Raw genomic sequence first — 11155 nt, forward strand, 5'->3', positions numbered from 1 at the left:
GAAATACGATGGCATACAGCAAACTTGGCCGTAATTCCGGAGCGCGCAAGGCGTTGCTTCGCGATTTGGTAACGGATCTCATCATCAACGAACGCATCGAAACGACCGAGGCGAAAGCGAAGGAAGTTCGTTCAATCGTAGAAAAAATGATTACCCTCGGTAAACGCGGCGATCTTCATGCTCGTCGTCAAGCGGCTGCGTTTGTTCGCAAGACACGTTCCAACACAGTAAAAGATGGTGAAGAAGTAACCCACAACAAGAACGTGGACGCAGTGAAAAAGCTGTTCGACGAAATCGCTCCTCGTTACCAAGAGCGTAATGGTGGTTACACGCGCATTCTTAAGTTGGGACCTCGTCGTGGCGACGGTGCTCCAATGGTTTATTTGGAATTAGTGAAGTAACCAATGATGAGCTAGAAAGGGTGAGGGCAGGATCCGGTTGGTCCTGACGTTTACCCTTTTTTCTTTTAAGGAGAAAAAATGGAACCGATGATTCAAGTCGTTGACGTCTGGTTTCGTTATCAAGGGGAAAATGAATCAAGCGGAAAATGGGCGTTAAAAAAGATCAATCTCACCTTTCGGACCGGTGAATATGTCAGCATCATCGGTGCGAACGGATCAGGAAAGTCAACATTGGCACGGCTATTGAACGGGCTTCTGCTGCCAGTTCGGGGCGAAGTCAAAGTGGGAGGGCTCTCTACGGCAAACGAAAGCGATTTATGGGAAATACGCCGCAGAGTGGGCATGGTGTTTCAAAATCCCGACAATCAGATCGTCGCGACCACCGTTGAGGATGATGTCGCGTTTGGTCTCGAAAATCTGGGAGTTCCGCGCTCCGAGATGAAAGATCGGATTGAACGTGCATTGGCGGCAGTGGGCCTTTCCGGAATGAATGCGAGAGAGCCCCACCATCTTTCGGGAGGACAAAAGCAACGGCTGGCATTGGCCGGAGTGCTGGCCATGTCGCCGGACGTGATTGTACTGGACGAAGCGACTTCCATGCTGGACCCGCAGGGGAAAAATGATGTGAGCCAGGTTGCGGCGGAGCTTCACCGCATGGGCAAGACAATCATTCACATCACCCATTCCGCCAGGGAAGCGTTCAGGGCTGAGCGGGTGATTGTCATGAACCAGGGGGAAGTGAAACTTGATTTGCCGTCTGAAGTGCTTTATCCCAAGGCTGTGATGCTAAAGCAGTGGGGATTGGCCGTTCCGCCGGAGATCGAGCTCCATCAGCGACTCCTTGGCAAAGGATGGCCGCTTTCTCCGACGATTTCGGGCAAAGAGGAACTGGTTGAGGAAATATGGAGATCGTTGTCAGAGATTTAGAAGTGGTATACCAGTCAGGAACACCGTGGATGAAGAAAGCGCTCGACGGGGTGAATCTGACAGTTCCGGGCGGATCGTTCACGGCGATTTTGGGTGTGACCGGCTCGGGAAAGTCAACGCTGATCCAGGCAATTGCCGGCTTGATCAGGCCAACGCGGGGCACAATTAGGATCGGTTCCCATCTGATTGACGCGAATCGCAAACAGACGGCCGATGTGCGCCGGTTGATCGGATTGGTTTTTCAATACCCCGAACATCAGCTGTTTGCAGAAACAGTGGCAAAGGATATCGCTTTTGGACCGACGAATCTGGGATTGCCGCAGTCTGAAGTGGATGGAAGAGTGAAGCAGGCGATGGAATGGGTTGGTTTGGATTCGGAACTGGCAGACCGATCCCCCTTTCAGCTCAGCGGCGGACAGATGAGGCGGGTGGCGATTGCCGGAGTTTTGGCGATGAGCCCGAAGATTCTGATCCTGGATGAACCTGCGGCCGGTTTGGACCCGAAGGGGCAGGAGGAAATCTTAAGCCTTTTGAAGCGACTTAATCAGGATTTCGGGGTGACGGTTATTCTCGTTTCGCACGATATGGATCAGGCAGTGCGGTATGCCGATCGTTTCTGTGTTCTGGCTGAGGGGCGGTCCGTGTTGAGCGGGACGGCAAAAGCAGTCTTCTCCCGAGCTGATATCCTGTCTTCCTATCATCTCGAATTGCCGGAGATCACCCGGTTTGTTCAGTTGTTGAACCGGAAGCTGGACCCTCCGCTCCCTGAGGATGTGTTTACCTTGGATGAGCTGGAACGATTGCTGGAGGAAAGACGCAAAAAGAGGGAACTGCCATGAGTCAGATTGTAATGGGACAGTATTACCCGGGTGATTCCCTTGTTCATCGGATGGACCCCAGGGCTAAATGGCTCTTTTTAATGGTGTTTATGATTTTTGTTTTCTGGGCAAACCATTTGCGGTCAACCGCTGTGCTGCTCTTCTTCACGCTGGTTGCGGCAGGAATGGCCCGCATTCCCGTATCGGTTTTTATACGGGCAATCCGTCCGGCATTATTCATCATCTTGTTTACCATGATTCTTCATCTTTTGATGACCAAAGGCGGGGAAGCCCTGCTGCGACTTCCGTTTATCACGATTTATCAGGAAGGGCTGAGGCAGGCGGTTTTTGTCTCAGCACGGTTGTTTGTCCTCATCTCAGTCGCTTCTTTATTGACATTTACCACCTCGCCCATCGATCTGACCGACGGCATCGAGTGGCTGCTGAAACCTTTGCAGCGATTTAAAATCCCGGTGCACGAAATCGCGCTGATGATGTCGATCGCTCTTCGTTTCATCCCCTTGCTCTGGGAAGAGACGGAAAAGATTCGCAAAGCCCAGTCAGCCAGAGGCGCCGATTTCGATACGGGCTTTTTCATCAAGCGGCTCAAAAGCTATATTCCCGTTTTGATCCCCTTGTTCTTGTCCGCTTTTCGCCGGGCGGAGGAGTTGGCATTGGCGATGGAAGCCAGGGGATATCGCGGGAGTGAGGGAAGAACCAAATGGCGGCAGCTTCGATTTTCATCGCTTGATGGGTGGCTTTTGATTGTGGCAGTTCTTTTATTTTTCGTTCTCCGCTTTTTGGAATAGGCGGCGGTTTCCCGGTTCTTTCGGGATGAAGGACGGAGGAAGATGATGAAGAAGATCAAATTGGTCATTGCTTATGACGGGACTGATTTTTCCGGTTTTCAGGCGCAACCGGGACAACGGACAATCCAGGGCACTCTGCAGGAAACGCTGACCAGAATCACCGGTGAACCGATTGAAATATACGGTTCGGGCCGGACAGATGCAGGTGTGCATGCTTTGGGGCAAGTTTGCCATTTTGAGACAACAAGCCCCATTCCTGTCGATAAATATCCATATATTTTGCGTCGGTCGCTTCCCAGGGATATCCTTGTTCTGTCCGCAGAAGAAGCAGCATCGGACTTTCATGCCCGTAAGAGCGCATATTGGAAAACGTATCGTTATCAAACGGATCGTCATCGCATTCCCGATTTGTTTGAGCGCCGCTTTCGCACCCATCTTCCGTATGAAGTCGATCAGCCAGCCATGCAGAGGGCTGCGGACCGGCTCGTCGGCACTCATGATTTCACCTCTTTCTGTTCGGCAAAGACGGTGATTGAAGATCGGGTGCGCACGATTTACCGCTGCGAAGTAGGCGAAGATACGCACGGCTTTTTTATCGAAGTGACCGGGAACGGGTTTTTGTATAACATGGTTCGGATTATTGCCGGCACGTTATATGAAGTCGGAAGGAGAAACTTGGACCCGGAGCAAATTCCCGCCATTCTCGAGGGGCGGGATCGCCGCCTGGCCGGTCCGACGTTTCCGCCGGAAGGATTAATTTTGCTTGAAGTTGGATATCGGCCTTGGCAGGATTTTCATCGCTCCGCAAACGTTATCTCCCCTTGAGGTTCTTGACATTGCGCGCTTTTTAAGGTAAGATAACGCTTGGTATTTTCCACTCCATGCCCCGATGGAGTTTGTTCGGCGCGAAGAAAGTCACACATTTTTCAATGCTTCTAACCTAAGACAACATTAACGGAATTCCCGTTGTTGATAGAGGAGGGAATATGATGCGTACCACCTTTATGGCAAAGCCAGAGCAAGTGGAACGGAAATGGTATGTGGTAGATGCGAAAGGCAAAACATTGGGACGCCTGGCATCTGAAGTTGCATCCATCCTGCGTGGAAAACATAAACCTGAATTTACTCCCCACGTGGATACGGGCGATTTTGTGATCGTCATCAACGCAGCACAAGTTGAATTGACCGGGAAAAAATGGTCGAAAAAAGTTTATTATCGCCATTCCGGATATCCGGGCGGCTTGAAATCGACTACGGCCAGCGAAATGCGGATCAAACATCCCGAGCGTATGATCGAACTCGCTGTAAAAGGGATGCTCCCGAAAGGAAGCTTGGGTCGTCAACAGTTTAAAAAATTAAAAGTATACGCAGGTTCCGAACATCCTCATCAGGCTCAACAGCCGGTTGAGTGGGAACTGCGTGGTTAATAAAAGGAGGTAACCGATTTGGCACAAGTTCAATTCTATGGAACCGGTCGCCGTAAGGAATCGGTCGCTCGCGTTCGCCTGGTTGCCGGCGATGGACGGATTGTCATCAACAAACGGAATATCGATGACTACTTTGGTCTGGAAACTTTAAAAGCGATTGTGCGTCAGCCTTTGGTGTTGACCAATACGCTCGACCGTTATGATGTGCTCGTAAACGTAAACGGCGGCGGTTTCACCGGTCAAGCCGGCGCCATTCGCCACGGAATTGCCCGTGCACTGCTCAAAGTGGATCCGGAACTGCGCCCGGCCTTGAAAAAAGCTGGTTTCCTGACTCGCGACCCGCGGATGAAAGAACGTAAAAAATACGGTCTCAAAGCCGCACGTCGTGCACCGCAATTCTCCAAACGCTAATGTTCAAAAACTCCCCGATTCGTCGGGGGGTTTTTTTTCATCCCTTTGTCAACACTATGGATATCCCATGTGTGACAAAGGAGCGGTGAATGATGGCGGAGATCATCGATATTGAACATCTGCGCATTCGCAGAGATGAAGAAATACGTGAATGCGCCCTCTCCCGTTTCCCTTGGGAGGAAATGGATCGGATCAAAGGCGAATTGGTCGATCCGCTGACCCGTTTTTGGCCGGCTTCGCGCAAGGTGATCCTTTTGGAATTATTGTACCGTCTGGTTTTTGAAGCGTATGTGGCCGGGATGAAGGAAGGCAAAAAGGATGGATGGGTAAAAGGCATTTTCTTTAGAAATCGCAAGGACGATGATTTGTCCCTGTTTGGACAAAAAGCATGTGACCGGTTGCTCAAAGAGTTGATGGATGAATTCAACCTGCATCGCTGGTTGGATGAGTGGAGTGCCGAATCAGTGGAGATTCTGATGCAAGAGCTTGGCAGGCAGTGGTTTATCATGGGGAAAAAGGCGGGCCGCAAGAAGAAATAAGCGTCCGTCCCGCCTTGCATACATAATGAGAGACTTCGTCCCATATACATAACTGAAGAGTTTGGGTAAGTGAGGCGAGGTCGATGAGGGTCAAGATCAAAGAAAGCCGGACAGCCAAGATTGTCCTACTGGCGGTTGTTTTTTTTCTGATCGGTTTTCTCTGGATTGCGGACTTTTTTTCTGATCAGGTAAAAGATGCTTGGTATATGCCGCTTTCGGGCAAAGTGATTATGATCGATGCGGGACACGGAGGACCTGATGGAGGGGCAGTCAGCCAGGACGGCATTGTCGAAAAAGAGATTACCCTGAAAATCGCGCGTTACTTGCAGGATTATTTGCATGGAGCGGGTGCGCTGGTCTTTCTGACGCGTGAAACGGATACGGATCTGGCCCAACCGGATACCAAACGGTTGCGGTTGCGCAAAGCGGAAGACTTGATGCGCCGCATTTATTTGATTAAGGAGAAAAATGTGGACGCCTTCGTCAGCATTCATCTCAATGCGATTCCGTCCTCTCGATGGTCCGGAGCGCAAACCTTTTACAACCCGGTTCGTGAAGAGAACAAACGGCTGGCCACCTTTATTCAGGCCGAACTGATCCGAAACCTCGAAAATACCAACCGTCTGGCCAAACAAAAGGGAGATGTATACATTCTCAAACACTCGCCCGTTCCGACCGCCCTGGTGGAAGTCGGTTTTTTGTCCAACCCGGAGGAAGCCCGATTACTGGCGACGGATACGTACCAAAAAAAAGTGGCCGCATCGATCTATCTGGGGCTGATACGGTTTTATACGGGGAAAGAACCGCCGCCGCTCTTTGATAAGTGATGTGCTATAATGGAGTTAAAACGTTTTCAGCTGAGGTGTCTTTCCCATGTTAACCAAAGAAAAAATTCTTGAAGCATTAAAGGAAGTAAAAGACCCGGAATTGAATAGGAGTTTGGTTGAACTCAATATGATCCGCAATATACGGATTAAAGGAAAAGAAGTTTCACTCGATGTGATTCTGACGATTCAGGGGTGTCCATTAAAAATAAAAATTCAGGAAGACGTTGAGCAGGCGATTCGCAATCTGGGTGCGGAAACGGTTGAGGTCCATTTCGGTTCGATGACGGATGAAGAAAGAGCTGCGCTGGCCTCCTCCCTGCGTCAGGGGCAAAGCGGCGGACAGGCTCAGGCAGGCAGTCCGCTCCTGGGCCCGGACAGCTCTACTCAATTTATTGCGATTGCCAGCGGCAAGGGCGGAGTCGGAAAATCAACGGTAACGGTGAACCTGGCAGTGGCTCTTGCCCGTGAAGGAAAAAAAGTCGGCGTGATCGATGCCGATATTTATGGGTTCAGTGTCCCGGACATGATGGGAATCGAGCAACGGCCGGTGGTGATCGGTGACACGATTCTCCCGGTTGAACGGTTTGGCGTGAAAGTGATGTCGATGGGCTTTTTCGTGGAAGACAATTCTCCGGTTGTCTGGCGCGGGCCGATGTTGGGCAAAATGCTGCGCAACTTTTTCAGTGAGGTTCATTGGGGGGACCTCGATTATATGCTTCTCGATTTGCCGCCTGGAACCGGGGATGTTGCTCTTGATGTACATCAACTGATTCCGAAAAGCAAAGAGATTATTGTAACCACGCCGCATGCCACTGCAGCTTTTGTCGCCGCCAGGGCGGGAGCGATGGCCGTTCATCTGACAAAACACGAGTTGCTCGGTGTAGTGGAAAATATGGCCTGGTATCAAAATAAATACGGGGAACGGGAATATATCTTCGGTCGCGGAGGCGGTCAGAAGCTGGCTGAGGAGCTTCATGTGGACCTGCTCGCCCAAATTCCGCTTGGAGCCCCGCAATATGAAAGTGTGGATGATCCCGGGTATGCGCCCTCGGTTTACCCGGAAAATCATCCGACAGCATCTCTGTATCAGGAGCTGGCCCGTAAAATCATCCGCAAGGTGCAGGTCTCTTAAAACTTAAGCGAAAGCAAGATGGGCGGTCTTTTAGACAACCGCCCATCGGCTTTATCATGAGCTGCTGCTGTCTCCCTGGCTGTCTCCACCTTCTCCTCCATCTCCGCCTTCTCCTGAACCTTCCTCTTTACCTTGTTTTTGCTTTTTCGCTTGTTGCAAGATTTGCATAATCTGTTTTTGGAAGCTGGGCGTTTGCATCAGTTCTTGGAAAATTTTCAGGCTTTGCTGGCGGTACTGCTGACTTTTCATCAGTTCCAGAAGATGGGCCGAGAACTGCGGATCTTTCATCAGATCCAACATCATCTTTTGATACTCAGGGTCTTTCATCAAGATTTTCAGGGTTTGCTTGGACTGCTCCTGTGTTGATTTGGCCAGATTGCCTGCCACTTCCGGATCTCCAAACACTTTCTGCCAATCCTTTTTTGAATTTTGATCAGAAAGGGATTTGGCCAATGCTTTTTCCAGCTCCTGGCTGTTTAACATGATCTTTTGTTTGAATTCCGGATCGGACATCACATCTTGAAGTACTTTTTTGCCTTCGGCCGTATGTAAAACATCCAGGGTAATCTCTTTGATTTTTTGATAATCGGGTTCTTGGGATTGAGACTGGTTGGAGCTGCAGGAAATAAGAAGAAAGACGGTCAGGATCGGAAAAAACCACTTTATGCGATGTATCAATCTTTGCTCCTCCGTTTCAAGCTATGCTAATCTTAATATGTCATGGGGGACTTTTCTTTATGCGAAGATCGAAATCTGCTAAAATCGAAGGCAGGACAGCGAACAGGAGAGAATAAGGGATGACACTGAAAAAACTGCTCTATTGGTTTTGGTCGACATTGTTCATCGGCGGGGCATCCGCCTTGATCCTGAGCTCGATTTTCGAATGGTCAGCCGGAAGTGATTTATTTGGACCCATTCCCAAACAGCTTTTGCTGAGTTTGACATTGGCGGCTCTGGCGGAATTGGGATTTTTCTCTTTCCTCGTCTTCAATTGGCTGGCCAAGGGTTTGATTCGGCAAAAAAGCGCCTATGATCTGTTTCTGCTGTTTCTTATGTTGATTGTGCTGGGAGATTGGGTTTATCTCAATTTGTCGAAATTTAATGGAGAATCGCTCTGGCTGCATCTGCTCGTTCCATTCACCGTCTTGCTCGCCGCGTTCATTGTTGCCGGACTCAAGGTGAAGTGGACGCAAAAAACGGCCTACGTTCCCACATTCTTTTTTATGGTAGTCGCAACGGTGATTGAGGCGGTACCAACCTTCCATACCAAAGCGGGGGAAATTCCGCTGCTCATGATCCTGCATACCGTCATTGTTCTCCTCATTTGCAATGCATGGCAAATTCTGCAGCTTCATCGCCTTGCTGCGCCTGGCACCAACCGCAAACTTCTGCGAAAGGAAACAAAGCAAAAGCCGGCTCCGGGCATCAAATGATGCAAAGCCTGGCTTTTTCTGTGCCGATTGGTTTATACTGCTGTTCTCTCCGTGCAGCTCAGCTGAGGTGATGGGCTCAATCGACCGATTTCGTATCCACTCTGGAACCGGAGATCAATTCCGAAACCGTCACAAACTGATAACCCTGCTTTCTCAGGGAGTCGATAATTTCCGGCAGCGCTTCATGAGTTTGGCGGCATGAATCACTGGCGTGCATGAGAATGATATCTCCGGGATGGACCTTGCTCAATACGCGTTTCACGATCTTTTCTTTGCCGGGATTCATCCAGTCAAAGGAATCCGTGTCCCATTGAATGGTGGTGTACCCCATCTGTCCGGCGATCTGAAGCACGCGTTTGTCAAAGTCTCCGTTGGGAAAGCGAATCAATTTGGGCTTTTTCCCCGTTAATTTTGTCAGGATCGCATCGGCTTTTCCAATCTGCGTGCGAATTTGCTGATCGTTGTACTCGCTATAATTATCATGGCGGTGACCATGGCTTCCGATTTCATATCCCATGTCTACAATGCGTTTGACCAGATCGGGATGACTTTCGGCCCATGGAGAAGAGAGGAAGAAGGTGGCTTTCTTTAACCCTTTTTGCTCCAATACATCCAGGATTGGCCCGGTGCGTTCCTCTCCCCAGCTGATATCAAAGGTGAGGGCAACTTGTTTTTTATTGGTATCCACACTGTAAATGGCAGATGGACCAGGGTCAAGTGGCATGAAGACTTGAATGTTTTCATTTTCTGCATAAAAGATGCCGGCGGCAAAAAGGAACGCGATTAAAATCATGAGCGCACGCTTGAGCCGCTTGCCGGATAAGACCAGAAAATAGTTCATTGTTGGCGACCCTCCCAAGTTTCGATCTATAATTAAATGTATGCGGATGGACGAGGGTTATGATTGGATTGTCCGAAAAAGGAGTGGAAGCATGAGAAACTGGACCAGGGCACTGCGGGAGGAAAGCCGGTACATCGGGATGTCGACCGTCGTTTTTATCGTGAGTGCCATCATGGGATATCTCAATACAAACGGATTGTTACGCACGTTAAAAGCAGCAGGGATTTTTGACCAACTGGAGCAAATCGCCAAATCAATCGACCATAACCCGACCTTTCTGCATGCCTTTTTGACGATTTTTGCCAATAATTTGCTCGCCTCTGTTACGATGATTGGGCTCGGGCTCCTTTTGGGACTCGTTCCTTTCTTTTCAATGCTGACGAACGGGTTGATGCTGGGGGTTACTTTACACCTGGCTGCATCAGAGAGTCATGCTTCGCCCCTGTTTGTTTTTTTGACAACGATCCTGCCTCACGGAATCGTTGAGCTTCCGGCGGCGATTTTGGCTGCTGCGTTTGGCATTCATCTGGGAATGGCGGTGCTTCGCCGGTTTTTCAGTTTTGTCTCCCCTGTGCTGATGGAAAGAAGCAAAGAGGAGTGGCAGGGGATTCGGAGAAGAATCATCCCCATTCTCTTGACGATTGTTTCGCTGCTTTTGATTGCGGCCCTTATTGAAGCAAGCCTGATTCTTTATGTTAAACCGCTTGGATAGGAGGAAATGAGATGAAAGTGGATATTGTTTGGAAAGGTAAAATGCATTTTGAGACGACGACGGGTTCCGGGCATCAACTTTCACTTGATGCCTCTCCGGAAGTCGGAGGCGAAAATTTGGGACCGCGCCCGACAGAAATTCTTTTGTCGGCGGTAGGCACCTGCTCGGGTATTGATATTGTTGACATTTTGCGCAAGATGCGTTTGGAGGTTGCATCTTTTTCAATGGAGGTGAGCGGGGAAAGGGCAGAAGAGCATCCGCGGCGATTTACTCATGTTCATATGCACTATAAATTGACAGGCGACCTTCCTGAGGAAAAAGTGCGTCGCGCGGTGAAATTGTCGGTTGAAAAATACTGTTCCGTTTCCAATTCGTTGAGCAGCAAGGTAACGACCAGTTTTGAAATTAACGGGGAGCGTTACGAGGTTTAAGAATTGTGAACGGAATGCTCCACATTTCAACAGGGAAAAGGAAAGCAGGTGTTCCCCGGATTTCTCCAAATACGGGGTTATCGGGCATCGCGTGCCGTCACCGATTGCAGGGAAGCTGCGTCAGGTGAAACGCGAAACAGGCGGGGACAAAAGGTCTCCGCCGGTGATCTGTTTTCCTTATGCCAAAGGGAAATGATTTTTATCAATGGCGGTTAAATATTTATCAAAAAAATGTTGACACCTTTTCTGAGGCGTGTTAATATAGTTAATGTCGCCGCAAGAAAGCGGCAATTGAGAAAAAACAATAATGTGTTCCTTGAAAACTAAAGAGTGAAGCATGACCTGTTAATTCTTTTTGAGCTAGATCTTTATCGGAGAGTTTGATCCTGGCTCAGGATGAACGCTGGCGGCGTGCCTAATACATGCAAGTCGTGCGGGGGAAGATCC

Annotated in this window: 15 protein-coding genes and 1 rRNA gene; 14 read left to right on the forward strand and 2 right to left on the reverse strand. The window is 49.5% G+C overall.

Going from position 1 to position 11155, the window contains the following annotated elements; all coding sequences use genetic code 11:
* Nucleotides 1–8: 8 nt before the first annotated feature.
* The 10 genes from rplQ (at nt 9) to I8U18_RS11635 (ending at nt 7291) form a co-directional block, all read left to right on the forward strand.
* Entirely contained in the window at nt 9–401 is a 393-nt protein-coding gene (gene rplQ / locus I8U18_RS11590) for a 50S ribosomal protein L17 (protein ID WP_033100589.1), read from the forward strand.
* 78 nt (nt 402–479) lie between these two features.
* Nucleotides 480–1328 (forward strand): energy-coupling factor transporter ATPase, encoded by an 849-nt coding sequence (locus I8U18_RS11595; RefSeq protein WP_033100588.1) that lies wholly within the window; start codon nt 480–482, stop codon nt 1326–1328.
* Nucleotides 1304–2167 carry an energy-coupling factor transporter ATPase gene (locus tag I8U18_RS11600; RefSeq protein ID WP_198056023.1) on the forward strand — a complete coding sequence of 288 codons (864 nt, stop codon included), beginning with the start codon at nt 1304–1306 and terminating at the stop codon, nt 2165–2167. Before I8U18_RS11595 ends, I8U18_RS11600 begins: the two co-directional genes overlap by 25 nt.
* Complete coding sequence (locus tag I8U18_RS11605) at nt 2164–2955, forward strand: energy-coupling factor transporter transmembrane component T family protein (RefSeq protein WP_198064774.1); 792 nt, start codon at nt 2164–2166, stop codon at nt 2953–2955. The genes I8U18_RS11600 and I8U18_RS11605 overlap by 4 nt, the downstream gene beginning before the upstream one ends.
* Before the next feature lie 45 nt (nt 2956–3000).
* Entirely contained in the window at nt 3001–3780 is a 780-nt protein-coding gene (gene truA, locus I8U18_RS11610) for a tRNA pseudouridine(38-40) synthase TruA (RefSeq protein ID WP_052154120.1), read from the forward strand.
* Nucleotides 3781–3944: 164 nt separating this feature from the next.
* Nucleotides 3945–4382: a 50S ribosomal protein L13 gene (gene rplM, locus I8U18_RS11615; RefSeq protein ID WP_033100585.1), complete on the forward strand. Its 438-nt coding sequence runs from the start codon at nt 3945–3947 to the stop codon at nt 4380–4382.
* An 18-nt stretch (nt 4383–4400) separates the two neighbouring features.
* Nucleotides 4401–4793, forward strand: coding sequence for a 30S ribosomal protein S9 (rpsI, locus tag I8U18_RS11620; protein ID WP_033100584.1), 393 nt, complete (start codon nt 4401–4403; stop codon nt 4791–4793).
* Between the two features lie 92 nt (nt 4794–4885).
* On the forward strand, nt 4886–5332 hold the full coding sequence (locus I8U18_RS11625) for a hypothetical protein (RefSeq protein ID WP_033100583.1): 447 nt from the start codon (nt 4886–4888) through the stop codon (nt 5330–5332).
* An 83-nt stretch (nt 5333–5415) separates the two neighbouring features.
* Nucleotides 5416–6159, forward strand: a complete 744-nt coding sequence (gene cwlD, locus I8U18_RS11630; protein WP_033100582.1) for an N-acetylmuramoyl-L-alanine amidase CwlD — start codon at nt 5416–5418, stop codon at nt 6157–6159.
* Between the two features lie 46 nt (nt 6160–6205).
* Nucleotides 6206–7291, forward strand: a complete 1086-nt coding sequence (locus tag I8U18_RS11635) for an Mrp/NBP35 family ATP-binding protein (RefSeq protein WP_033100581.1) — start codon at nt 6206–6208, stop codon at nt 7289–7291.
* 54 nt (nt 7292–7345) lie between these two features.
* Here I8U18_RS11635 and gerD read toward each other — a convergent pair whose 3' ends face one another.
* Entirely contained in the window at nt 7346–7969 is a 624-nt protein-coding gene (gene gerD / locus I8U18_RS11640) for a spore germination lipoprotein GerD (protein ID WP_198064775.1), read from the reverse strand.
* A gap of 119 nt (nt 7970–8088) precedes the next feature.
* On the opposite strand from gerD, the gene I8U18_RS11645 reads away from it, so the two are divergent.
* Complete coding sequence (locus I8U18_RS11645) at nt 8089–8724, forward strand: KinB-signaling pathway activation protein (RefSeq protein WP_198059198.1); 636 nt, start codon at nt 8089–8091, stop codon at nt 8722–8724.
* A 76-nt stretch (nt 8725–8800) separates the two neighbouring features.
* On the opposite strand, the gene pdaB is transcribed toward I8U18_RS11645, so the two are convergent.
* Nucleotides 8801–9565, reverse strand: coding sequence for a polysaccharide deacetylase family sporulation protein PdaB (gene pdaB, locus I8U18_RS11650; protein WP_033100579.1), 765 nt, complete (start codon nt 9563–9565; stop codon nt 8801–8803).
* Between the two features lie 91 nt (nt 9566–9656).
* On the opposite strand from pdaB, the gene I8U18_RS11655 reads away from it, so the two are divergent.
* From I8U18_RS11655 to I8U18_RS11665, 3 genes are all read left to right on the forward strand, one after another.
* Nucleotides 9657–10277, forward strand: coding sequence for a stage II sporulation protein M (locus tag I8U18_RS11655; RefSeq protein WP_033100578.1), 621 nt, complete (start codon nt 9657–9659; stop codon nt 10275–10277).
* 11 nt (nt 10278–10288) lie between these two features.
* Complete coding sequence (locus I8U18_RS11660; RefSeq protein WP_033100577.1) at nt 10289–10708, forward strand: OsmC family protein; 420 nt, start codon at nt 10289–10291, stop codon at nt 10706–10708.
* A 368-nt stretch (nt 10709–11076) separates the two neighbouring features.
* Nucleotides 11077–11155 (forward strand): 16S ribosomal RNA (locus I8U18_RS11665); the annotation flags it as partial.

Origin of the sequence: Thermoactinomyces sp. CICC 10522, from assembly GCF_016055075.1 — a bacterium.
In the GTDB taxonomy this organism is placed as follows: domain Bacteria; phylum Bacillota; class Bacilli; order Thermoactinomycetales; family Thermoactinomycetaceae; genus Thermoactinomyces_A; species Thermoactinomyces_A daqus.